The organism is Ruegeria sp. R8_1 (genome assembly GCF_017743815.1).
Taxonomy (GTDB): domain Bacteria; phylum Pseudomonadota; class Alphaproteobacteria; order Rhodobacterales; family Rhodobacteraceae; genus Ruegeria; species Ruegeria lacuscaerulensis_A.
In genome coordinates this window covers 69,617-91,335 of the sequence record NZ_JAGHRL010000008.1, presented here as the reverse complement: position 1 = coordinate 91,335, position 21,719 = coordinate 69,617, and the positions used below count along the sequence as shown (strand labels likewise).

The 21,719-nt window shown below is 54.8% G+C and carries 23 protein-coding genes and 1 other RNA gene; 11 read left to right on the top strand and 13 right to left on the bottom strand.

Annotated features, from left to right (window positions below):
- Positions 1-18: 18 nt before the first annotated feature.
- The 4 genes from ssrA to J7380_RS17320 all read left to right on the top strand — a co-directional run bounded on the left by ssrA (position 19) and on the right by J7380_RS17320 (position 2,821).
- Positions 19-366: a transfer-messenger RNA gene (gene ssrA, locus J7380_RS17335) on the top strand.
- Positions 367-457: 91 nt separating this feature from the next.
- Positions 458-889 carry an ester cyclase gene (locus J7380_RS17330; protein WP_209197005.1) on the top strand — a complete coding sequence of 144 codons (432 nt, stop codon included), beginning with the start codon at positions 458-460 and terminating at the stop codon, positions 887-889.
- Between the two features lie 147 nt (positions 890-1,036).
- Positions 1,037-2,290: a chromate efflux transporter gene (gene chrA, locus J7380_RS17325; RefSeq protein WP_209197003.1), complete on the top strand. Its 1,254-nt coding sequence runs from the start codon at positions 1,037-1,039 to the stop codon at positions 2,288-2,290.
- Between the two features lie 75 nt (positions 2,291-2,365).
- Positions 2,366-2,821 carry a ClpXP protease specificity-enhancing factor SspB gene (locus tag J7380_RS17320; RefSeq protein WP_209197000.1) on the top strand — a complete coding sequence of 152 codons (456 nt, stop codon included), beginning with the start codon at positions 2,366-2,368 and terminating at the stop codon, positions 2,819-2,821.
- Positions 2,822-2,829: 8 nt separating this feature from the next.
- Here the strand turns inward: J7380_RS17320 and J7380_RS17315 are convergent, their stop codons facing one another.
- Positions 2,830-3,393 carry a hypothetical protein gene (locus J7380_RS17315; RefSeq protein ID WP_348539123.1) on the bottom strand — a complete coding sequence of 188 codons (564 nt, stop codon included), beginning with the start codon at positions 3,391-3,393 and terminating at the stop codon, positions 2,830-2,832.
- 206 nt (positions 3,394-3,599) lie between these two features.
- Here J7380_RS17315 and fumC point away from each other — a divergent pair, with 206 nt between their 5' ends.
- From fumC to J7380_RS17295, 4 genes are all read left to right on the top strand, one after another.
- Positions 3,600-4,994, top strand: a complete 1,395-nt coding sequence (fumC, locus tag J7380_RS17310) for a class II fumarate hydratase (protein ID WP_170751107.1) — start codon at positions 3,600-3,602, stop codon at positions 4,992-4,994.
- Complete coding sequence (locus J7380_RS17305; protein WP_209196998.1) at positions 4,994-5,170, top strand: DUF4169 family protein; 177 nt, start codon at positions 4,994-4,996, stop codon at positions 5,168-5,170. The genes fumC and J7380_RS17305 overlap by 1 nt, the downstream gene beginning before the upstream one ends.
- Positions 5,167-5,382, top strand: coding sequence for a ribbon-helix-helix domain-containing protein (locus J7380_RS17300; RefSeq protein WP_209196996.1), 216 nt, complete (start codon positions 5,167-5,169; stop codon positions 5,380-5,382). Before J7380_RS17305 ends, J7380_RS17300 begins: the two co-directional genes overlap by 4 nt.
- Positions 5,383-5,447: 65 nt before the next feature.
- The gene (locus tag J7380_RS17295) at positions 5,448-6,050 is read left to right on the top strand and encodes a DNA-3-methyladenine glycosylase I (protein WP_209196994.1); all 603 of its coding nucleotides are present in this window, start codon (positions 5,448-5,450) and stop codon (positions 6,048-6,050) included.
- A gap of 6 nt (positions 6,051-6,056) precedes the next feature.
- On the opposite strand, the gene J7380_RS17290 is transcribed toward J7380_RS17295, so the two are convergent.
- The 4 genes from J7380_RS17290 to J7380_RS17275 all read right to left on the bottom strand — a co-directional run bounded on the left by J7380_RS17290 (position 6,057) and on the right by J7380_RS17275 (position 10,387).
- Positions 6,057-6,938 (bottom strand): fructose bisphosphate aldolase, encoded by an 882-nt coding sequence (locus tag J7380_RS17290; RefSeq protein ID WP_209196992.1) that lies wholly within the window; start codon positions 6,936-6,938, stop codon positions 6,057-6,059.
- Positions 6,939-7,010: 72 nt separating this feature from the next.
- Positions 7,011-8,360: a cytochrome P450 gene (locus J7380_RS17285; protein ID WP_209196990.1), complete on the bottom strand. Its 1,350-nt coding sequence runs from the start codon at positions 8,358-8,360 to the stop codon at positions 7,011-7,013.
- Positions 8,357-9,571: a hypothetical protein gene (locus J7380_RS17280; protein WP_209196988.1), complete on the bottom strand. Its 1,215-nt coding sequence runs from the start codon at positions 9,569-9,571 to the stop codon at positions 8,357-8,359. Before J7380_RS17280 ends, J7380_RS17285 begins: the two co-directional genes overlap by 4 nt.
- A gap of 63 nt (positions 9,572-9,634) precedes the next feature.
- Positions 9,635-10,387 (bottom strand): cytochrome c biogenesis protein CcdA, encoded by a 753-nt coding sequence (locus tag J7380_RS17275; RefSeq protein WP_209196986.1) that lies wholly within the window; start codon positions 10,385-10,387, stop codon positions 9,635-9,637.
- Between the two features lie 105 nt (positions 10,388-10,492).
- Here J7380_RS17275 and J7380_RS17270 point away from each other — a divergent pair, with 105 nt between their 5' ends.
- Entirely contained in the window at positions 10,493-10,726 is a 234-nt protein-coding gene (locus J7380_RS17270; protein WP_170751096.1) for a sulfurtransferase TusA family protein, read from the top strand.
- Positions 10,727-10,779: 53 nt separating this feature from the next.
- Here J7380_RS17270 and J7380_RS17265 read toward each other — a convergent pair whose 3' ends face one another.
- The 7 genes from J7380_RS17265 to purC form a co-directional block, all read right to left on the bottom strand.
- The gene (locus J7380_RS17265; RefSeq protein ID WP_209196984.1) at positions 10,780-13,572 is read right to left on the bottom strand and encodes an Rne/Rng family ribonuclease; all 2,793 of its coding nucleotides are present in this window, start codon (positions 13,570-13,572) and stop codon (positions 10,780-10,782) included.
- 514 nt (positions 13,573-14,086) lie between these two features.
- Positions 14,087-15,421 (bottom strand): sigma-54 dependent transcriptional regulator, encoded by a 1,335-nt coding sequence (locus J7380_RS17260; RefSeq protein ID WP_170354101.1) that lies wholly within the window; start codon positions 15,419-15,421, stop codon positions 14,087-14,089.
- A gap of 12 nt (positions 15,422-15,433) precedes the next feature.
- Positions 15,434-17,212: an ATP-binding protein gene (locus J7380_RS17255; protein ID WP_209196982.1), complete on the bottom strand. Its 1,779-nt coding sequence runs from the start codon at positions 17,210-17,212 to the stop codon at positions 15,434-15,436.
- A gap of 36 nt (positions 17,213-17,248) precedes the next feature.
- Positions 17,249-17,917: a phosphoribosylformylglycinamidine synthase subunit PurQ gene (gene purQ / locus J7380_RS17250; protein WP_170354099.1), complete on the bottom strand. Its 669-nt coding sequence runs from the start codon at positions 17,915-17,917 to the stop codon at positions 17,249-17,251.
- Between the two features lie 23 nt (positions 17,918-17,940).
- Positions 17,941-18,171, bottom strand: a complete 231-nt coding sequence (gene purS, locus J7380_RS17245; protein ID WP_209196957.1) for a phosphoribosylformylglycinamidine synthase subunit PurS — start codon at positions 18,169-18,171, stop codon at positions 17,941-17,943.
- A gap of 113 nt (positions 18,172-18,284) precedes the next feature.
- Positions 18,285-18,431, bottom strand: a complete 147-nt coding sequence (locus J7380_RS17240) for a hypothetical protein (RefSeq protein ID WP_209196955.1) — start codon at positions 18,429-18,431, stop codon at positions 18,285-18,287.
- 118 nt (positions 18,432-18,549) lie between these two features.
- The gene (gene purC, locus J7380_RS17235) at positions 18,550-19,305 is read right to left on the bottom strand and encodes a phosphoribosylaminoimidazolesuccinocarboxamide synthase (RefSeq protein WP_209197287.1); all 756 of its coding nucleotides are present in this window, start codon (positions 19,303-19,305) and stop codon (positions 18,550-18,552) included.
- Between the two features lie 185 nt (positions 19,306-19,490).
- Here purC and J7380_RS17230 point away from each other — a divergent pair, with 185 nt between their 5' ends.
- Both J7380_RS17230 and bmt read left to right on the top strand, forming a co-directional pair.
- Positions 19,491-19,808: a DUF1476 domain-containing protein gene (locus J7380_RS17230; protein WP_170751086.1), complete on the top strand. Its 318-nt coding sequence runs from the start codon at positions 19,491-19,493 to the stop codon at positions 19,806-19,808.
- Between the two features lie 117 nt (positions 19,809-19,925).
- Positions 19,926-20,939: a betaine--homocysteine S-methyltransferase gene (gene bmt / locus J7380_RS17225; RefSeq protein WP_209196953.1), complete on the top strand. Its 1,014-nt coding sequence runs from the start codon at positions 19,926-19,928 to the stop codon at positions 20,937-20,939.
- Between the two features lie 3 nt (positions 20,940-20,942).
- Here bmt and J7380_RS17220 read toward each other — a convergent pair whose 3' ends face one another.
- On the bottom strand, positions 20,943-21,719 hold the full coding sequence (locus J7380_RS17220) for an enoyl-CoA hydratase-related protein (protein WP_209196951.1): 777 nt from the start codon (positions 21,717-21,719) through the stop codon (positions 20,943-20,945).

Below are 21,719 nucleotides of genomic sequence, written 5' to 3'. Positions count from 1 at the left end.
CTTCGCACGGAAAACTCGGGAATTGCATCCCGATTGTACCTCACCTATATAGAACAGGTCCTTCGGGACTATGGACATAAACGCGCTCGTAATAAGCGGATCGGACCCGGGGGCGGTACCCGGCGGCTCCACCAATCATCCTTCGTTTGGGGATTTTGGGGCCGAAATAGGATCGACGAACGTCTAAAGGGGTTAGCTTTGTCTCGGCTGTCTGCCACCGTTACCGGCGAAACTAGTACAATTGCAAACGACAATCGTGCTCCGGTTGCAGTTGCTGCGTAAGCAGTAGCAAGACCGAAACTTAAGCCCTTGCGCCTAGCCGCGTAAGGCGGGGTTCGCAGGTACCTGGCAACAGAAACCTGCATTTTCCCCAAGATGTTTTTCTACTGTCTGTCTGGCGTTCAGACTTTATTCACGCCTTTTGCGCATGCTTGAGCGACAATAAAGGAGAGCTGAGATGTCTCACGCACAGGTGCTCAGAGAATGGTATTCCGAAGTCTGGGAAAAGGGGAATACCGATGCCATTGATACCTATTTTGCGCCGGAAACCATGGCCGAAGGGCTGATTCCTGAAATGCAGGTAGGTGCTGACGAATTCCGGGACCTCGTGATAGCTTTTCGGCATATCCTGGGTGACATCGAAGTCGACATGCCCAAAATCGTTGAAGATGGGGATTGGGTGTCAGCAATCATTCATCTGCGTACCACACGGGCCGACAACGGCGCTCCGTTACAGGCGACCGGCAGTATGATGGGCCGGATTAGAGATAATCGCGTGGTTGAGGTCTATAATCAGTTCGACTTCATCTCACTGTTTGAGCAGCTTGGCCAGTTTCCTCAGGATACCTTACCCATATGTATGACGGGGCAGAGGTTGGATTGGGCGTAAAGCGCAGTTCCAATCTTTAAGCTGCGCTGTTTCCCCAACAACCCGGAATCCGCCCTAAAAATTCTTGTTTGATCCCTGCTAAAAGCCTGTAACGCATGACGGTATCCGGATAGAAGACCCGCATAACAGGTCAGCGGATCGAAAACCATGGCGCCAAACACAGCCGAAATGATCAAAGTGTTCGGGCGCATCGGTCTTTTGTCTTTTGGCGGCCCTGCAGCGCAGATTTCCCTAATGCATCAGGAGTTGGTCGAGGAACGTTCATGGTTGGACGAGCAGACATTCTTGCGCGCGCTCTCGTTGTGTATGTTGCTTCCCGGCCCAGAGGCAATGCAGTTGGCAACCTACGCAGGCTGGCGGCTGCGTGGCGTTTTGGGCGGGTTGATTGCCGGCTTCCTGTTCGTTCTGCCCGGTGCTCTGGTTATTGCGGTGCTGGTGTCACTTTACGCGAGTTACGGCGCGCTTCCGCTTGTGCAATCCGGGTTCTTGGGGATCAAGGCTGCGGTGATCATCATTGTTTTGCATGCCCTCAGAAACCTGTCCCGAAAAGCGCTGAAAGATACCGAGCATATTGGCGTTGCCGCTCTAAGTTTTCTGTCGATCTTTCTTCTTAACCTGCCCTTTCCACTGATAATCGTGGCCGCCGCGGTTTGGGGGTTTTTTAGGTTCCAGAGCGACAGCCAAACTCGGACAATGAATAAGGTCGACGCTCCAACAGGATATATCCGAACCGGACTGACCTGGGTAACACTTTGGTTGGCGCCTTTGATTTTGCTTAGTCTGACGGGTCAGAAATTACTGGCGGACCTCGGCTGGTTCTTCGCGCGTCTTGCAGTTGTGACCTTTGGTGGCGCTTACGCAGTGTTGGCGTATATGACCCAAACGGTCGTGGACAAGTACCAATGGATCAGCACACCGCAGATGATTGATGCACTTGGATTGGCCGAAACGACTCCAGGTCCTTTGATTTTAGTGACCCAATTCGTGGCTATGCTTACCGGTCAGGCGGATGGAGGGTTTCCACTTGCCCTTGCGGCCGGTGCAGTTGCGCTTTGGGCAACATTCGTTCCATGCTTTTTATGGATTTTCATGGCCGCACCTTATCTGGATCACCTCGCAAGCCGCCCAAGATTGTCAGCAGCTCTGCACGGAATCACAGCAGCGGTTGTCGGTGTGATTCTCAATTTGTCGGTGTGGTTCGGCTTAAACGTGCTGTTCCACAACGTCCCGCAGAAAACATGGGGTTTCTTTTCGTTTCCGTGGCCTGACTACGCATCCGCGAACCTGATCGCTTTGTGTCTTGCAGTGCTGGCTTGGGTGTTGATATTTAAATTCAAATTTGGCATGGGGCGAACATTGGCAATCATGGCGGCGGCCGGAATGGCCTCGCACTTCCTATGAACAATCCGCCCAATCGTGGTCTTTCGTTTCCGGCGAAATCGCTTATGCTTAGACCATCAATTTTGAGGAAGACACATGTCGCAGGACATTGATTACGGGAACCTTATGCACACGGCGATGCGTGGGCTAATCAAGAAGGTTCTGACAAGCGTTTCGGAAAACGGCCTGCCAGGGGCGCATCATTTCTTTATTACTTTCGACACCCAACAAGATGGGGTGGAATTGGCTGACTGGCTGCGCGACAGATATCCCGATGAAATGACAATCGTCGTGCAGCACTGGTTTGAAAACCTGGAGGTCGGCGACAAAGGGTTCGCGATCACACTGAATTTTGGCGACGCGCCTGAGCCGCTATATATCCCATATTCGTCCATCAAAACGTTTGTTGACCCCTCGGTCGAGTTTGGTTTGCGCTTCGAAAGCCCGGAAGAGGAAGAGGTTGCTCAATTCATCGAAGACACTATCGAAGTAGAGGAAGAAGAAGAGCAACACGACGCCGACGTCGTTTCGCTAGACAGCTTTCGCAAATAACCGCTCGATTATTTACGCTTTAGGAAAGTCTCGACTGATCGGGACTTCACTCCGTTTCTGAACCGCGAAAACGACAGATTCAGACCGCCTTCGGTCAGCGTACGATCGTATTGCTGCAACTCGTAGCCACCGTTTTCGTCGATGAACAGGGAAAAAACTGTCATTGTTTGTCCTTCGATCCGGCCCCATACGAACGGTTCGCCCTGCATAGGATCCAAAGGCACTTCGTGTCCAAAGACATTACGCCTCATTGCGGCAGAAAATACGTCTGTACGTTCGGACTCTTTGAAATCAATGGAAAACGACTGCTCTTTTATCCGACCGTCTGCTTTGTAGGTCGTTGTTTTCCAACTGACATTAAACCCATCTTTAAGTTCGTGAATCGAGACGCTCATGTCCCTGGGGACTTCACCTCCATCCGCATCCACCACGTTTGCAGAGCCAACATAGTCACCGACAAATGGGGTTATTTCGTCAGCAAGAACAGGTTGAAACGAAAGCGCAACGCACACGAGCGCAAAAACAGAGAACGTGAGCATTTTTAGGGCAAGTAGCCGTTCTGAAAGTAACACGAGACTCTCCGCAACATTGACTAACTTATTCTAGCCCACCTGTTAGCACGCACAATGGGTCGAATTGTAATCGCCTAAATAAAATGAAGCATTTGTCGATCTATACCTTTGTGAACCATAAGTTTAAGGTGCGCGAAACTGCCCGATTGCACGGTGGCGTAGTGGCAGGTAAATGGCATACGACTGTATACAAGACGGAGTGACAGATGTCCCAGACCCGCACAGAATCCGACAGCTTTGGCCCGCTGGAGGTTCCTTCGGATAAATATTGGGGTGCGCAGACCCAGCGCTCCATCATGAATTTCCCCATTGGATGGGAGAAACAGCCTGTGGCCATCGTGCGGGCCTTGGGCGTTATCAAAAAAGCCTGCGCAATGGAGAACAAAGCGACCGGTAAACTGGACGCTCGGATCGCTGACGCCATCATTCAGGCCGCCGGAGAAGTCTTCGAAGGCAAGTTCGACGACAACTTCCCGCTGGTCGTGTGGCAAACCGGGTCGGGAACTCAGTCCAATATGAACTCGAACGAGGTCATCGCGAACCGTGCGATCGAGATTCTGGGCGGCGTTATCGGATCGAAGGATCCCGTGCACCCCAATGACCATTGCAACATGGGACAATCTTCGAACGACACCTTCCCCACCGCCATGCACATCGCAACAGCCATGAGCGTGCGTGACGTTCTGTTGCCTGGGCTCGAGAAGCTAGCCTTGGGGTTGGAGCAGAAATCCGAGGAATTCAAAGATATTATCAAGATCGGGCGGACTCATACACAAGACGCAACGCCGCTGACTCTGGGTCAGGAATTCGGTGGCTACGCCCATCAGATCCGTCAGGGGATCGAGCGCGTAAAGGCCGCTATGCCCGGTATCTATGAGCTAGCTCAGGGTGGCACAGCCGTGGGCACCGGTTTGAACACTCAAAACGGCTGGGGTGAAGCCGTCGCAGCAAATATGGCCGAGATCACCGGCCTGCCCTTCGTGACCGCGCCTAACAAGTTTGAGGCGCTGGCCGCGCATGACGCCATGGTCTTTTTGTCGGGTGCTTTGGCGACAATCGCGGGTAGCTGTTATAAAATTGCCAATGATATCCGTCTGTTGGGGTCGGGTCCTCGTTCGGGTTTGGGCGAATTAATCTTGCCGGAAAACGAACCGGGTTCGTCAATTATGCCCGGCAAAGTGAACCCCACGCAAGCCGAGGCTCTGACACAGGTCGCGGCGCATGTCATGGGCAATGACGCCGCCGTCAAGTTTGCCGGTAGCCAGGGCCACTTCGAGTTGAATGTTTACAACCCGATGATGTCTTACAACCTGTTGCAGTCAATCCAGCTTTTGGGCGACGCAGCCGATAGCTTTACCGAACGGATGCTACTGGGCATTCAGGCAAACGAGCCGCGCATTGAAAAGCTGATGAAGGAATCGCTGATGCTGGTGACGGCTCTGGCGCCCACCATAGGCTATGACAACGCCACGACGGTTGCAAAGACTGCGCATAAGAACGGCACGACCCTCAAAGAAGAGGCCATTGCCCTGGGTTTTGTGGATGAAGCGACATTTGACGCCGTGGTCCGCCCCGAGCAAATGATCGGTCCCAAGGACTGATGAGTAAGCCGGTTAATCTGAACCGGTATCGAAAGGAAAAAGCGCGGGCTGAAAAGAAGGCCCGCGCCGACCAGAATGCTGTTACCTTTGGGCGCAAAAAGTCTGAAAGAGACGCAGACGAGAAAGTACTGAACAAGCAACGCCGCGACTTGGACAACCATGAGTTGGAGGAATGAGCGGCCGCCCCGTCAAACGGTCCCTGACCCTGAAGGGACACCGTACTTCGGTATCTCTCGAGGATGAGTTCTGGCAGGCATTCCGGGACATTGCCAAAATAAAAGATATGTCTATCAATGCTTTAGCGGCTGAAATTGACGTGTCTCGTGATCCCGAAATCGGCTTGGCATCTGCAATTCGTGTATACATTTTAAACTGGTATCGTACCTGATATTGGGTGCTTGATTAAAAACTATCAGGCTGTGTATGCTCGACCGGAACAAAAGTGGTACATACATGAGCCAGACTACACAAGGACCGGACGGTCAGCCTCGCTGCAAATGGTGCCAGGCCGCGCCTGAGTTTTTCGATTATCACGACAACGAATGGGGATATCCTGTTGCGGATGACCAACGCTTGTTCGAAAAGCTATGTCTCGAAAGTTTTCAATCCGGGTTGAGCTGGCGGACAATCCTATCCAAGCGCGAGAACTTTCGGAGAGCGTTTAAACAATTCGAAATCAACGCTGTAGCGGCGTTTGATGACGTAGATTCTGAACGTCTTTTACACGATGAAGGAATTGTCCGACATCGCGGCAAAATTCAAGCCGTCATAAATAACGCCCAATGCGCACAACGTCTGATCACTGAATACGGATCACTGGCTGCTTATGTCTGGCAGTATGAGGCGGATATGCCACCCGAACCTCAGACAGCGTCAACCTCGCCTGAGTCTGTGGCCATGTCCAAGGATCTTAAAAGGAGAGGTTGGAAATTCGTTGGGCCAACCACTGTTTTTGCGTTCATGCAAGCGATGGGGCTTGTAAATGATCACGCAAATGGATGCGTCATGCGCGAAAAAGCGGCGCAGATGCGCCGCGATTTCAGTGTTCCGACGTAGATCTGTTTAAATCGACGCGCGGTAGATCTTGTCGATATTCCCGCCCAGAGCGGCGTTGAATTCATCATTCGATTGCTGTTTCGACAGTCCCTCGGTCAAAGCACGCGAGAAAGATGCGATCATTTTACCGTTCTGACCCAACAGATCGCAGGCTTGTTCTGTCGAATATCCGCCCGACAAAGCAACCACACGCACCACGCGTGGATGATCGGCAACGGCGTCATACAGGTTCGCATTGGTGGGGATCGTCAGCTTCAGCATCACATCCTGCCCCTCGTCCAATTGATCAAGGTTTTTCAGGATTTCAGCCTTCAGAATGTCTTCGGCTTCTGCCTTGGTTGCCGAGTTGATGCTCACCTCAGGTTCGACGATCGGAACCATATCAGCCGCTATCACTTCCCGCGCAATGTCGAATTGTTGCGCAACCACGGCTGCGATGCCCTCGGCATTGGCTTCATGAATAACCGAGCGTTCTTTGGTTCCAAACACGCCCGACGCTTTCGCAAGGGTGTCGGCCAGACCGGGGATCGGCTTCATCATCTGAACACCATTCGCCTCGTCCTCTAACCCTTTGTCGATCTTAAGAAAAGGCACGATGCGCTTTTCCGACCAAAGGAAATCAGCGACTTTTCGGCCATCAATTTCTTCACCCAGAGTCCGTTCGAACAGAATGGCTCCGATAACTTTTTCATTAGTGAAATCATCTGCCAGGATAATCCGGGCGCGCATCTTCTGTATTTCTCCAAACATCTCCTCGTCCGAGGAATAGTCTGATGCCTCAACCCCATAGAGTGCCAGCGCTTTGGGGGTCGAGCCGCCGCTTTGATCCAGTGCCGCAATAAAGCCTGCTCCGTTGGACATTTGCTCGCGCTGTTCTGATTTGGACATATGATATTCCCGTTCGAAATGATTCCGCTGTTTTCAACCGCATACAGCATGGCGCATCACGATGGTAGTTTGTTAGCGCTCAACGATGCGCAACCAAATTCCGTCTTTCGACCGGACAGTCAGATGCGCCACCGGAATCGGCGTTTTGCCCTCGACTAACTCGAACCGGAAGTGCTGCAGCAATTTGGACAGGATTAATGGGCCCTCGATCATGGCAAAGCCAGCGCCCGAACACACACGAGGACCAGCTGAGAACGGAATGAAGGCTTCTCGTTGGCAACGCTTGCCGTTTTCCGTGGCCCATCTGTTCGGATCAAACTCATCCGGATGATCCCAAAGACGTTCGTGCCGATGAAGGTGCCACGGGCTGATAACGATTTGAGCCCCTTTTGGAACGTCGCGGTCGCGAAAGCGTTCGGGACACGTAGTTTCGCGCACCATCATGGGGACAGGCGGATAAAGTCGCAGCGCTTCGCGAAAGACATCTCTGCTCAGCTTTAGCTTCGACATTTCCGAGATATCAGAGACATTTAAAGCCTGAGCTTCGGCAGCCAGCTTACCCTGCCACTCAGGATACAAAGCCATCAGGTACAACGCCCAAGCCAGAGCAGAGGCGCTTGTTTCATGGCCTGCCAGAAAGAAAATCGCAACTTGGTCGACCATCTCATTTGTGTCGAAACATGTCCCGGTCTCAGGGTCCGGAGTCGTCATGATTTTCGTTGCTAGATCATTGGGCGCACACCCTCGCGCAATCAACTCAGCACGTTGTTGCGTCAGCTTTCCAATTAAAGCCCTTATTTCCCTTGCGTTTTTTCGGGTTCTTGAAGAATGGAACCGAGGCATCAACCGTGGTAGCGGAACAAATGCGGCCAGGTTCAACAAGGGTTGCTGGCGTTGGTAAGCCCTGAATTTCTGAAAGACTTGCACTGCGACTTCATGTTCGATCGGTACTGAGAATAAGGTTCGAAAGATAACATCGGCGGCGGCATGGCTTGTTAACTCTTCACATTCGATGTCGGTGCCGACCAGAGGGCGTATTCGTCGCACTGCTGCTTCCGCGGCCTGAAGCATCGCAGGGAACGTATCTTTAAGCCGCCCCCCCTCAAACGCCGGGTCGATGATCCTGCGTTGTCGTTTCCACGTTTCACCATTGGTTAAAAAAACAGACTCTCCTAAAAGTGGTCGTAAACCTTCGCTGATGCGTTCAGATTTAGGAAAACCTTCCGCGCGTTTTTTTAAAACAGTTTCAACAAGTTCAGGCTGGTTCATCATGTACGATCGAAAGAACGGAGTCCGAAACTCGGCCATCCATGCGCGATACAGGCGTTGCGGTTGTGCGGAAAGGATATCTTGACGAAACAGCTTGAGGTACCGCCACAGCGAAACATGGTTTGGGCGTGAGGGCGGCTTGGGCGGTATCACAGCATCACCGTCCGGTGCTTTGAGACCGCGATATCGATACGAGACTTAGACGAATTACGTCCACGGAATCTCTGGGCCAAAGACTGAGGTCCGGCCGTGATGCGGAAATAGTCGTACGCCCCGACACGATCAAAGGCGCACAGGTACTGAAAATGAAGACGAAAGAAACGCCACCGCAAAGCCTGCCAACGCTCTGGCGAAAGTGTTTGCGTGAATGCTGCCGACAAGACCAAGGGCCATTTTTTACTTTCGGTTGCGACGCCAGAAACGCCGACAGGGTCGCAGAGAGCAAAAGAACATCCGTCACCCGGAGCCGATACGTCCACCCAGGTGAGATTGTACTGAACGGAAAGAAATTGAAGATCTGTCCGCAACTCTTTGGCATTTGGGAGAAACGACACCATTGGTACGACCTGACCCAAGGATAGGAAAGATAGAGCTGGTCTGAAGCCTGTGTCCGGTGCACTCCTGATTACATCAGCCAGAACTGAGACCCCGATATGTGCGCCGGAACTGTGGCCAACAACCAAGACTTCATCCACGTCCGTAACCAGCGCCTGCCTAATCAGTTCGGTGAATTCGGCCATGCGTTTTCGCAAAGCGGCGGGCGTTTCACCCTTTAAACTCGCCGAATAGGCGTAGTCGTGCATTAGATAATAAGCGAATAGCTTGTTGTCGATCTTTTGAAACCAACGCAAAAGCAGGCAGAACATCAGAATAGCTGGAGCAATGGCAAAGAGGTCGAAAAACTGGCTGCCGCCTTTCCAGATGCCCCAAGCGATGGCCAGTGCTACGGCAAGCTGGAATACAAGCATCGCAAGCGGATAAAGCGCAGCGATTACAGGCCCCTTGCGTAAACGCATCAGTCGTCCAAACGTCCCACTCGCAAGGTAAATCCACGCGGTTCTAACCAGTTGCACATAAGTCGCAACAACCGAGTTGGACATGCTGTGCCTGACAATATCCGACCAGACCAACACCTGAATCTGTGTCTCAACCTCGGTTCCGTCTTGTTCCGAATGGACATGCCATCCAAAGGGGCCGTCCCCCATTTTGGCAGAAACCGATATCTGATATCCCGACAACGCAGACTGCGCCGCTCCTTCCGAACGGTACAGTTCGCGGTATCTGCGAGGATGTATAGGATCATAACCGGGAATGTAAAATACCCGGCGACGTTTGACCTGCTCTTGGTTTTCGTGACTGTTCATAGTCTTACCTTCTGCTGCGCAGATTAGCGCAGCGTTATCATCAAGGTAAGTCAGATCAGTACTTTAGCCAAAATTTGCCAGCGCCGGGAAAGTTTCCAGCAACCACCAGCTAAACTCTGTGAACAACCCGGTGATCAACATGATGCCGACGAACAGCAACAACCCGCCCATCACTTTTTCGATTGTCGCCATATGAGGCTTAATCTTGTTCATAACGGTCATCGAGCGGTTAAGGAACATTGCAGCCAGCAAGAACGGTATGCCGAGTCCCGCAGCGTAAACACCCAACAGCAACGTTCCACGGGCCACCGAGGCTTCAGACGCCGCCAAGGACAGGATCGCGCCAAGCTGAGGACCGATACACGGCGTCCATCCAAAAGCGAAAGCCAATCCAAGGATGTAGGCTCCAAAAACAGAACCGCCCGAATCTCCGGTTTCGATCCGCGCTTCACGGTCCAGGAACGGGATGCGGAAGACATTCAGAAAGTGAAGACCGAACACAATCACCACAGCACCTGAAAGCTTCGCGAAAAGCACTTGGTTTTGCAGGACAAACGCGCCAAAGGCCGAAGCCGTGAAGCCCAGTAACAGGAAGACAGTCGACAAGCCCAGCACAAAAAACAATGCGGTCAGCGTCGCTTTGCGCCGCGCCGCAGTCTGGTCCTGCATTTCGTTGATCGACACACCGCTCATATAAGCAAGATACGGTGGCACGATCGGCAAGACACACGGCGAAAGGAAACTAATCAGTCCGCCCAGCATCGCGATGAACATGGCGGGCAGCAGGCCCGCGTCGATGATATCTATTCCAAACATAGTTCAGCACATATGGTATGATGCGGCGAACGTCACGAGGCCATTCAGTCACATCCTCGTGGTTGCACGCTGGACACCCGGGCAAAGTGGAAATATTTCATCTCTATGTCAAACCCAACTGAAACTCTCGACGCATTGGGCCTGCTTTGTCCCTTGCCCGTTTTGAAGGCTAGAAAACGTTTGAAATCAATGCCCTCCGGGGCAGTTCTGCGTGTTCTGGCCGACGATCCTGCTGCGATTATTGACGTCCCGCATTTCTGCAGCGAAAGCGGTCACCACTTGCTTTCGCAAGAAGAAACCGAAGGCCATCAAGTCTACCTGATCCAGAAAAAAGGCTAAGTTTAAGCCGTGAATGTTACAAAAAAGGCGGGCTCTTTCGCCCGCCTTTTCGTTTATTGTCCCAGTGACCACCATCCGCGCCGCTTGGGCTTCGCAGGTTCTGCGGGCTCCTCGGCAACGACCTCAAGTACCGGCTCTTCTGTTACTGGTTCCGGTTCCGGTTCCGGCGCTACCTCCGGTTCCTGACTTTCCTCTGCGACTGCTGCTACAGGCTCTTCCGCCTCGGGCGCCTCAGTGCTTTCAGCAACAATATCGTCAGCGAGTTCGACTTCATTCGAATCCGCCGGTGCAGCCGGTTCCTTTACGACGGCTTCTTCGACCACTTCAGTTTGCACCTCAGCAGACTCAACCGACTCGCCTTCGGAAGCAACCGGTGTGGTTTCCTTCTTTTTACGACGTGGCGCACGGCGGCGTTTGGGTTTGGCCTCTTCCTCGCCGCTTTCCGCCGGAACGGACTCTGCAGCGTTGGTTTCTTCTACTTCGACCGGTGCTGCTTCTCCTCCAGTGGGCGCCTCTGCGGCCTCAACGTCATCTGCGCTCACCTCAGCCGTTTCGCCATTTCCATTGCCCTTCTTGCGGCGCCGGCGGCGGCGCTTGCGCTTGGGCTTGGCTTCTTCATCTGTCTGAGGCGTTTCCTCTTCGACCTTTTCTTCTTCATCCGCGTCAACAAGATCCATCAGCGATGCATCTACCGAAACGACCGGCGCCGTCGCTTCGGGCACAATCCGACTTGCAGTCTTGAATTTCTCCATCGAGAAATCCGGACTGACCAGATGGATATCCCCTTCCACACGAACTGAAAGACCATAGCGCGACTCGATTTGGGCGATATGCTCACGTTTCTGGTTCATCAGGAAATTCGCGATGCTGACGGGGCAGCGCACCAAAACCTCGCGCGAGCGGCGCCGAGTACCTTCTTCTTCGATCTGACGCAAAATGGTCAACGCCATGTTGTCGTCCGAACGGATCAATCCGGTTCCATGACAGGATGGGCAAGGCTGCGTCGTTGCTTCCAGCATACCCGGGCGCAACCGCTGGCGACTCATCTCAAGCAGGCCGAAGCCGGAAATACGACCAACCTGAATGCGCGCCCGATCCGTTTTCAACTTATCCTTGAGGCGTTTTTCGACGGCCGAGTTATTCTTGCGCTCGTCCATATCGATAAAGTCGATGACAATCAGACCGGCCAAATCGCGCAGGCGCAGTTGTCTCGCCACTTCTTCGGCCGCTTCGAGATTGGTCTTGAGCGCGGTTTCCTCGATCGAGCCTTCTTTGGTCGCCCGGCCCGAGTTGACGTCGATCGCTACCAATGCCTCAGTCACACCGATTACGATGTAGCCACCCGATTTCAGCTGCACAGTCGGGTTGAACATCCCGGCCAGATAGCTTTCCACCTGATAGCGCGCAAACAACGGCAGCGCATCCTCATACCGTTTCACGTTCTTGGCATGGGACGGCATGATCATCTTCATGAAGTCCTTGGCGATGCGGTACCCGCCCTCGCCTTCGACCAGTACCTCGTCGATATCGCGATTGTACAAATCGCGGATCGAACGTTTGATCAGGTCGCCCTCTTCATAGATCTTGGCCGGCGCTATGGACTTGAGCGTCAACTCGCGGATCTGCTCCCACATACGCTGCAGGTATTCGTAGTCACGCTTGATCTCGGATTTGGTCCGTTTGGCCCCAGCGGTCCGAATGATCAGGCCGGCACCAGTCGGCACGTCGATATCGGCCGCGATCTCTTTCAGTTTCTTGCGGTCCGGTGCGTTGGTGATCTTGCGGCTGATCCCGCCACCCCGCGCTGTGTTTGGCATCAACACGCAATAGCGACCGGCCAACGAGAGATACGTGGTCAGCGCTGCGCCCTTGTTGCCACGCTCTTCTTTGACGACCTGAACCAGCAGAACCTGCCGGACCTTGATCACCTCTTGGATTTTGTACCGGCGCGGGCGCGGCTTGCGCGGAGGGCGAATGTCTTCGCTGTCATCCTCATCCGCAACAGATTCGATCGTGTCGTCTTTTGCGGTAGCATCCGCGCGGGCTTCGGTATCGTCCGGCTCATCGGAGTCAGCCTTGCCTTCAGCTTGCTCAGTGTCAGCATCCGACGGCGCGTCTTCCGACGCAACAGCGTCGACGTCGGGTTGAGTATCAACCTGACCCGCCTCGTCGGTGGAGGATGTTTCCAAGTCCTCTGTTTGGGTCTCTTCACCCGCTGAATCCGAGGCAACTTCTTCCTCTACAGTGGGGTCGGCACTTTCCGGTGCGTCTGCTGCTTCTACAGTTTCCGCATCTGGTGCTTCCACGTCGTCGAGCGGTTCCTCAACGGGAGTGTCCGCCACGTGATCCGCTGGGGAAGTCCCTTCGGGCACAGCCATCTCGGGTTGTTCGTCGCCCTCATCCAGATCAATCGTTTCCATACCCGAGGGTTCCGAAGACACCTCAAGCGTCTCGACTGCATCATCCGACTTAACATCGGCAGCTTTGGTCCGCGACCGCGAACGGCGCTTTTTGGGCTTGGATTCTTCCGCCTCATCCCGAGCCCTCATGGCCTCGGCATAAGCGCGTTCTTCCTCCATCAGCGCTTCACGATCGGCAACTGGGATTTGGTAGTAGTCGGGATGAATTTCGGAAAACGCCAGAAAACCATGCCGGTTTCCGCCGTAATCCACAAAGGCCGCCTGCAAAGACGGCTCAACCCGCGTTACTTTTGCTAGATAGATGTTGCCAGCAAGCTGACGTTTGTTTTCGGACTCAAAATCGAACTCCTCGACCTTGTTTCCATCGACCACCACAACCCGAGTCTCCTCGGCGTGGGTGGCATCGATAAGCATTTTCTTAGCCATGTGTCCTTGGTGCACCGCGCCAAACGCGTTGTCCTGACCCGTCCAGGCGGACAGGCGCTTTTGGGGAGGTGTCTTGTACGGGCGATTTCGGACGGCGCGCGGCAGGGTCTGGCGCTGTGGCCCCCTGCCCGTATAGTCAATCGTTGCGCGCGCGTCATCGCGGTTCTTCTCCGACAGACGCGCCTTGACGCTGTCTGCCCATTATATTCCTTTCACCCGCAACCACGGGCTCAGGCGTTCAACTGCCCCAGTTCGGGGCACAATCGGTCTGCGCGGCCTGTGTGGGATTAGGTCACCACCTGCGGCGTTGCAGCGAAACTCAAAGATTCGGGACTTTTGGGCACCAAAAACGGCCCGGCCCGTTCAGGTACAATAAAAGCAGTCCTGTGGAAAAGACAATGGGCAAACTGCAATCCCTGCACTTCTGACAACAGGGATCGCTTCATCTGGCCAAAAATATCTCAGGGGTGAATTGAGCTGAAGGCTCAAGAGGGGGCTGGCCCCCTCTCTTCCCTCACAAGTAGTCCGAACGTTGCAGCCCGTATTTGGCCATCTTTTCGTTCAACGTTCGCCGCGGTAAACAAAGCTCGTCCATTACAGACGCGATCGAGCCTTTGTGACGGCGCATGGTATTGTCGATCAGCATCCGTTCGAACGCCTCAACATATTCCTTCAGGGGCTTGCCTTCCGTTGTCATGACGGGTTGCATTTCTTCATGATCCGACATCAGTAACGACGCAATCGTTCCCGAACCGCGACGCGATTGCAAAACCGCGCGCTCGGCGATGTTGATCAGTTGTCGCACATTTCCCGGCCAAGGCGCCTGTAGCAACTGCGCAGCCTCTTGTGCGCTGACTTGTGGCGCATCACAGCCATATTCTTCGGCGAATTGTTCGCTCAGGCGGGTGAACAATGTCAGGATATCTTCGCCACGCTGGCGCAGCGGCGGCATGGTGATACGCAACGCAGCCAGCCGATAAAACAAGTCCGGCCGCAGAACATCTTCAGAAGTCTTACCGGCTTCTTGAAGGTTCGAGATCGCGATAATCCGCGTCTCGGCAGGCGTACCCTGATCATTCATCACACTCAGCAAGCGCGCTTGCAGCGTATCGCTTAGCGCTTCAACGTCTTCCAGAACCAAGGTCCCGCCGCGCGCCTCTTCAACGGCAGGCAGTTGGGCATCCTCGGGCATCATGGGGCCGAACAACCGTTTGGAAAGCGCTTCTTCTTCAAGGGCTGCACAAGAAATCAGAACGAATTTCTTACCAGCCCGGCTACCCACCGCATGCAAGGCATGCGCCACCAAGGTCTTGCCGGTACCGGTTTCACCGTCGATCAGCACATGACCATCGGCCTGCCCCAGATCCAGAATATCCTCGCGCAGGCGTTCCATGACCGGGCTGGCCCCGATCAGCTTGCTCATGATCTGCGTGCCATCTGACAGCTCGCGCCGCAGTGCCCGGTTGTCCAAGGTTAGGCGCCGAGCGTTGCTGGCACGCTTGGCCAGTTCCGACATCCGGTCGGGATTGAAGGGCTTTTCCAGAAAATCGAACGCGCCCACGCGCATGGCTTCCACAGCCATCGGCACATCCCCGTGCCCGGTAATCATGATCACCGGCAGCGTACTGTCCGCTCCCATGAGTTTTTTCAGCAACTGGATACCGTCCATTCCCGGCATCTTGATATCCGAAATAACGATCCCTGGATAATCCGGCCCCAGAACTTTGAGCGCATCTTCAGCGCTGGCAAATGTTTCCGTGTCGTATCCTGACAGTGCCAGCCATTGACTGATTGACTGCCGCATATCCTGTTCGTCGTCCACAATGGCGATCTTCATGGCCTGTGCCATAGTCTTTCCCCGTTATTCCGCGGCCTCTAGGCCATCGCTTCCAAGTATAGGCAGCTGCATCTCGAACACCGCGCCCCCGTTGGGGCTGTTGCGCGCAGTCAGCCGTCCCCCATGGTCGTTCACGATCCCGGAGGAGATGGCAAGCCCCAGCCCGACGCCATCGCCCGGCTGCTTGGTGGTATAGAAAGGCTCGAACAGGTTTTCGATATCCTCGATTCCATGGCCATTGTCCCGCACCGTCAGCACCGCCATATCCCCTGCAGCCAGAATGATTTCTACATCCGGTTCAGACACAGATTTGGTGGCATCCAGCGCATTACGCAAGAGGTTGACCATTACCTGCTCAATCCGCATTCGGTCCCCCAGTGCAAACACCGGTTCTTCTGGCAGAATTTGGGTGATCTTGACGTGTCGCTGACGCAATTGCGGCTCCATCATCGACAGGGCCGAAGCCAGCGCTTCGCCAAGATTTACAGGGGAAAACGCATCCGCGCCCTTCCGAGCATAGGATTTGAGCTGACGGGTTATCGCACCCATCCGCTCGATCAGTCCATCGATACGGCCAAAGCTGGCCAGAGCCTCTTCGGGGCGGTTCCTGCGCAGCAGCAGGCGCGCGCCTGCCAGATAAGTTTTCATTGCAGCCAGAGGTTGATTAAGCTCGTGACTGACAGCGGCCGACATCTCGCCCAACGCGGCCAGTTTCGAGCTTTGAGCCAGCGTCTGTTCGGCAACTTCCAGCGTCTTTTCAACCCGTTCTCTCTCAGCGATTTCCCGCTGCAGGCGTGCATTCAATGCGCGAAGCTCTGCCGACTCGCGCTGAAACAATGCCATGCGGAACGTCGCCCGGCGGCTGAGAGCGTAGAAAGCCAGAGCAAGAAGAATCGCAAACCCCATGATTTCCAGCGCAATTACACTGTTCACCTTTTCCCGGATGGACGAGTAAGTTGTGAAAGACGTGATCGTCCAACCGCGGAACGGGATGCGTGTATCCATACGCATAACGGCTTCGCCCTGCAGATAAGCGTCCGGCGGCAGCGCGGTCCAATCAGCGGTTGCGCGGATCGCCCGCTCAATGGCGTTTTCAGGCGGTTGCCGCTGAATCGCAGTGCTTTCGTCCAACCCGCGCCACCGCGGTTCGGTCGACAGAATGACCGTACCCGTACTATCTGCAACCATCACAGCATCAGAAATACCCGCCCAGGCGCGTTCGAATTTCTGCAAATCGACTTCAACGACGATAACGCCCAGAATATCTGCTCCAGAGTCCATGCGGCGCGAATAGACAAAACTGTATCCCCCCGCCTCATTCTGAATGACCGTAAAAATCGTGGCATTGGAACGAACGGCATCCACATAGTAAGGCGAGTTTCGATGCGCTTCGCCTAATCGGTTCCTGTCGGTTGCAGCCACGGTCCGCCCATCGCTGTCCAACAACATCAGTGATGCAGCGCCGATCTCCTCGACAAACGAGATAAGGCGCTGTGTCGATAGGGTATAGTCGCTGGACTGAAGCGCCGATATCAGTGTCGGATCACGAGCCAGTAGTTGCGGAACAATTGCGTTCCGCCGCAGTTCGCTCAGCAAGTTTCCCGAATACAGCGCAAGGCGTACTTCGGCTCTGTTTCGGGTCGATTCAGTAAAACGGTCCGTCAGCAAACGGTTGGTCACCCAAATCGTTCCAACGGTTGCAATCAAAAGGATCGAAACCGCGACCCGCAGACGCCACCCCAAAGGAGCGCCCCGGAACGGATTTTTAATAGAAGACCAGCCAGATTGGGTGTCGGAACTCATGCCCGGAAACTACGCGGGCTTGAGTGCAACCTCAAGTCACGCGGGTGCCAGAACACCCGACAATGCGCGGAACAATGCCGTGCCGTCTGTGCCGCCGTGACCTTCGTCGGCAGCGCGCTCGGGGTGTGGCATCATGCCAAGAACGCGACGGTTTTCCGACAAGATGCCCGCGATATCGCCGACCGACCCATTGGGATTCTCGGTATAGGTGAACGCGATCCTGTCTTGATCACGAAGTGTGGACAGTGTTGCGTCATCGGCAAAATAGTTTCCATCATGGTGCGCAATCGGAATGCCAATGACATCGCCGGCATTATAAGCGTTGGTGAACGCACTGTCGCTGGTCTCTACCTTCAAGCCTACAGTCCGACAGATATATTTGAGCCCGGCATTGCGCAACAAAGCGCCCGGAAGGATGCCGGTCTCGGTCAGGATTTGAAAGCCGTTGCAAACACCAACCGCATAGCCACCGCGTTCAGTGTGTTCCACAACAGCCTTGCAGATTGGCGATTGCGCCGCGATAGCGCCACATCGCAGGTAGTCACCGTACGAGAAACCGCCGGGGACACCGACGATATCGACGCCCTCGGGCAGAGACGCGTCTTTGTGCCAGACCATGTCGACCTGAAAACCGGCTTGTTCAAAAGCGACGGCCAAATCCCGGTCACAGTTGGAACCGGGGAATACGATGACTGCAGCGCGCATGGCGGGGCCTCCGGAGGTAGGGGTCAGACCAGTTCGATCTCGTAGCGTTCGATGACCGTATTGGCCAACAGCTTTTCGCACATCTCGGTTACGTCTGCCTCGGTTGCACCATCGGCCAGTTCAAGGTCAATCACCTTGCCCTGACGGACACCTTCGACCTGGTCAAAGCCCATGGCACCCAATGCGTGGCGCACGGCCTCGCCCTGTGGGTCGAGAACCCCAATCTTGAGCATCACATGCACACGTGCTTTCATTCCTGCAACTCCAGCTAAGGGCCAGCGGATACGGCCCGTTCCGTTGCGCGGGGGATAGCGCGCCTTTTGCCATTCGACAACCCTTGTCCGCACGCAGTTTGCCGCAGGCAGAGTCAGCTCTTGCCTGAAAGCCCCTGATAATCCGCGTCAATCGCGTTAAATGCCGCTGTCAGTAACACTCCAACGGCGACAGCGACAACAATGGCAGTCACGAACAGTGCGACTCGTTTGCGCCCGGGTGCCGCGTAGCCATCGGTCATACTCAGGAAAACCAGCACACCGCACAAAGGGTTGAAAATCGCAAGCAGAGCCGCAAGATATTTCGACGAAAACGCCGCTTGACGAAGCGGCGTTTCGACTTGCCCTGAGGGCAGAAATTCAGTTGATCAGCGTCGGCTTGGTTACGTTGCTTTTTGGCAAAACGCCCAAACGACGGGCAACTTCGGAATAGGCATCTGTCAGATTGCCCAAATCTCTCCGAAACACATCTTTGTCCAGCTTTTGGCCACTTTCGATATCCCAAAGGCGACAGCTGTCAGGGCTGATTTCATCTGCCACGATCAGGCGTTGATAATCGCCTTCGAAAACACGCCCGATCTCGATCTTGAAGTCGACCAGACGAATGCCAACGGCCAACATCATGCCGCTCATGAAATCATTTACGCGCAGCGCGAGGCTTAGGATATCGTCCATATCCTGCTGGCTGGCCCAACCAAAAGCTGCGATGTGCTCTTCGGTCACCAGCGGATCACCCAGCGAGTCATCCTTATAGCAGTACTCGACAATGGGGCGCGGCAATTGAGTACCTTCGGCAATACCCAAACGTTTGGACATCGACCCTGCAGCATAATTGCGCACGATGACTTCCAGCGGTACGATTTCACAACTGCGCACCAATTGCTCACGCATGTTCAGGCGGCGAATGAAATGTGTGGGAACGCCGATCTGGTTCAGGCCGTTCATGAAATATTCGCTCAGGCGGTTGTTCAGCACGCCTTTACCGTCAATCACGTCCTTCTTTTCCGCATTGAATGCGGTCGCGTCGTCCTTGAAGTACTGAACGATCGTACCCGGTTCGGGACCTTCATACAGAATTTTGGCCTTGCCTTCGTAGATTTTCTTGCGACGCGCCATAAGCGACCCTTCCAGACTGTGAAGCGAGAGATTTCCCACTTTGTTGCGCCCTCATAGTCCAAGCCCCCCTTTCCCGCAAGTTCAGTAAGCCGAGGGCCTTTGACGCAGCGCAAATCCCTTGCGTCGAAGCGTTGCTATGGTCATATCTGCAAAAGACGAGATGTAATCCAAGGGGTCCCCAACCAATGACCACATTTGACGAACGCGAAAACGCCTTTGAAGCGAAGTTTGCCCATGACGAAGAAATGCAGTTCAAAGCGCAAGCACGCTGCAACAAACTGCTGGGTCTTTGGGCCGCAGAAAAGTTGGGAAAATCCGGCGAAGAGGCTGAAGCTTATGCCAAAACTGTCGTGATCGCCGATATGGAAGAGGCAGGCCACGAAGACGTCGTCCGCAAAGTGTCGGGTGACTTGGGATCACTGTCGTCTGACGATGAAATCCGCGCGAAAATGACTGAACTTCTACCCGAAGCCAAATCGCAAATCCTGAGCGAGGCGGATTAACCCTCTACCCTTGAACTCATGATCTTCATGAGTTTTATGAATTTGATTTGAAGCCCCGGTCATGAGACACGGGGCTTCTTATTTTTTTCGGCTCCGCCGACTTTTCGGGAACGCCCAATGACAAACGCGCTGACTGATCTTCTTGCCGCAAATGATGCCATCCTTGCCGACGGTGCAACCGGCACAAACTTGTTCAATATGGGATTGCAGTCCGGGGACGCACCAGAATTGTGGAATGTGGACGCGCCGGACAAGATACGGGCTTTGTATCAGGGATCAGTTGATGCGGGCAGCGACCTGTTTCTGACCAACACGTTCGGTGGTACGTCAGCTCGGCTTAAGTTGCACGACGCCCAGAATCGTGTGGGTGAATTGAACCGTATTGGCGCCGAGCTTGGTCGCGAAGTTGCGGATAAAGCGGGTCGGACAGTCGTTGTTGCCGGTTCGGTCGGTCCGACCGGTGAGATAATGGAACCTGTCGGCGCTCTGTCCCACGCCGGGGCGGTCGAAATGTTCCACGAACAGGCTGAAGCGTTGAAAGCGGGCGGTGCGGACGTCCTGTGGCTGGAAACGATCAGCGCCCCCGAGGAATTCCGCGCGGCGGCCGAGGCGTTTGCTCTTGCCGATATGCCTTGGTGTGGCACCATGAGCTTTGACACCGCCGGTCGCACCATGATGGGCGTCACGTCGGCCGACCTGGCGCAGCTGGTTGAGACCCTGCCAAACCCGCCCGTTGCCTTTGGTGCAAATTGCGGAACCGGCGCATCGGACATCCTGCGCACGGTGCTGGGTTTTGCTGCACAGGGCACAGAACGTCCCGTGATATCGAAAGGAAATGCGGGCATTCCTAAATACGTGAATGGGCACATCCATTACGACGGCACACCCGAACTGATGGCGCAATACGCCGCAATGGCGCGTGATGCGGGTGCGACGATTGTTGGCGGTTGTTGCGGTACGATGCCCGACCACCTGCGCAAAATGCGCGAGGCGTTGGATAGCACGCCCCGTGGAGCGCGCCCGACACTAGATCAGATCACTAATGCGCTGGGGCCGTTTTCGTCCGCCTCTGATGGTACCGGAGACGATGCGGTGCCAGAGCGCCGGACCCGCCGCCGCCGCCGCGCGTAAAGCTCAACGCCCTTCGAATTTCGGGGGGCGTTTTTGCATGAAGGCTACAACGCCCTCGGCAAAATCCCGAGACCGCCCGCATTCACCCTGAAGGTGGGCTTCGATCTCAAGCTGTTCACCCAGCGTCTTTTCGTAAGTCCCGCGGATCGCCTTTTTGATCGCGCCAAACCCGGCGGTCGGTCCGTTGGCCAGATAGGCGGCTCGGCGTCGCCAATGGGCGTCGAAATCGGCATCCGGGACAGCCTCCCAGATCATGCCCCACTCATCGGCTTGCCGCGCGCTGATCTTGTCCGCAAACAGAGCGGCCCCCATCGCTTTGGCAAAGCCCATTTGACGGGGGGTAAACCATGTCCCGCCAGCATCCGGCAGCAAGCCGATCCGGGCAAAAGCCTGCAGGAAATAGGCGCTTTCCGTTGCAATCACTACATCCGCGCACAAGGCCATATTGCAACCAGCCCCCGCAGCCGGGCCGTTCACAGCGGCAATGGTGGGAACCGGACAGTTGTAGATCGTTTCGAGCATGGGCTCGTATTCATCCCGCAACGTGCGTTCAAGGTCGATTTTTCCTGTGGTCGAGGAATCGCCCAAGTCCTGTCCGGAACAGAACGCGGCCCCTGCCCCAGTCAGCACTACAGCGCGTGCATTGGCTGCGGCCTCTTTCATGGCGTATGCGACTTCGGCCCGCATCTGGGCGGTCATCGCATTCATCTTATCCGGTCGATTCAGGGTCACTACCGCCAAATCGTCCGAGATGTTCAGCAGCACGGTTTCATAATCCAT

Excerpts from the sequence above, each read along its gene's own strand:
- J7380_RS17330 (WP_209197005.1), top strand. The coding sequence starts at position 458 with ATGTCTCACGCACAGGTGCTCAGAGAATGGTATTCCGAAGTCTGGGAA.
- chrA (WP_209197003.1), top strand. The coding sequence starts at position 1,037 with ATGGCGCCAAACACAGCCGAAATGATCAAAGTGTTCGGGCGCATCGGT.
- J7380_RS17320 (WP_209197000.1), top strand. The coding sequence starts at position 2,366 with ATGTCGCAGGACATTGATTACGGGAACCTTATGCACACGGCGATGCGT.
- fumC (WP_170751107.1), top strand. The coding sequence starts at position 3,600 with ATGTCCCAGACCCGCACAGAATCCGACAGCTTTGGCCCGCTGGAGGTT.
- J7380_RS17305 (WP_209196998.1), top strand. The coding sequence starts at position 4,994 with ATGAGTAAGCCGGTTAATCTGAACCGGTATCGAAAGGAAAAAGCGCGG.
- J7380_RS17300 (WP_209196996.1), top strand. The coding sequence starts at position 5,167 with ATGAGCGGCCGCCCCGTCAAACGGTCCCTGACCCTGAAGGGACACCGT.
- J7380_RS17295 (WP_209196994.1), top strand. The coding sequence starts at position 5,448 with ATGAGCCAGACTACACAAGGACCGGACGGTCAGCCTCGCTGCAAATGG.
- J7380_RS17290 (WP_209196992.1), bottom strand. The coding sequence starts at position 6,938 with ATGTCCAAATCAGAACAGCGCGAGCAAATGTCCAACGGAGCAGGCTTT.
- J7380_RS17280 (WP_209196988.1), bottom strand. The coding sequence starts at position 9,571 with ATGAACAGTCACGAAAACCAAGAGCAGGTCAAACGTCGCCGGGTATTT.
- J7380_RS17275 (WP_209196986.1), bottom strand. The coding sequence starts at position 10,387 with ATGTTTGGAATAGATATCATCGACGCGGGCCTGCTGCCCGCCATGTTC.
- J7380_RS17270 (WP_170751096.1), top strand. The coding sequence starts at position 10,493 with ATGTCAAACCCAACTGAAACTCTCGACGCATTGGGCCTGCTTTGTCCC.
- J7380_RS17265 (WP_209196984.1), bottom strand. The coding sequence starts at position 13,572 with ATGGCTAAGAAAATGCTTATCGATGCCACCCACGCCGAGGAGACTCGG.
- J7380_RS17260 (WP_170354101.1), bottom strand. The coding sequence starts at position 15,421 with ATGGCACAGGCCATGAAGATCGCCATTGTGGACGACGAACAGGATATG.
- J7380_RS17255 (WP_209196982.1), bottom strand. The coding sequence starts at position 17,212 with ATGAGTTCCGACACCCAATCTGGCTGGTCTTCTATTAAAAATCCGTTC.
- purQ (WP_170354099.1), bottom strand. The coding sequence starts at position 17,917 with ATGCGCGCTGCAGTCATCGTATTCCCCGGTTCCAACTGTGACCGGGAT.
- purS (WP_209196957.1), bottom strand. The coding sequence starts at position 18,171 with ATGAAAGCACGTGTGCATGTGATGCTCAAGATTGGGGTTCTCGACCCA.
- J7380_RS17240 (WP_209196955.1), bottom strand. The coding sequence starts at position 18,431 with ATGACCGATGGCTACGCGGCACCCGGGCGCAAACGAGTCGCACTGTTC.
- purC (WP_209197287.1), bottom strand. The coding sequence starts at position 19,305 with ATGGCGCGTCGCAAGAAAATCTACGAAGGCAAGGCCAAAATTCTGTAT.
- J7380_RS17230 (WP_170751086.1), top strand. The coding sequence starts at position 19,491 with ATGACCACATTTGACGAACGCGAAAACGCCTTTGAAGCGAAGTTTGCC.
- bmt (WP_209196953.1), top strand. The coding sequence starts at position 19,926 with ATGACAAACGCGCTGACTGATCTTCTTGCCGCAAATGATGCCATCCTT.
- J7380_RS17220 (WP_209196951.1), bottom strand. The coding sequence starts at position 21,719 with ATGGATTATGAAACCGTGCTGCTGAACATCTCGGACGATTTGGCGGTA.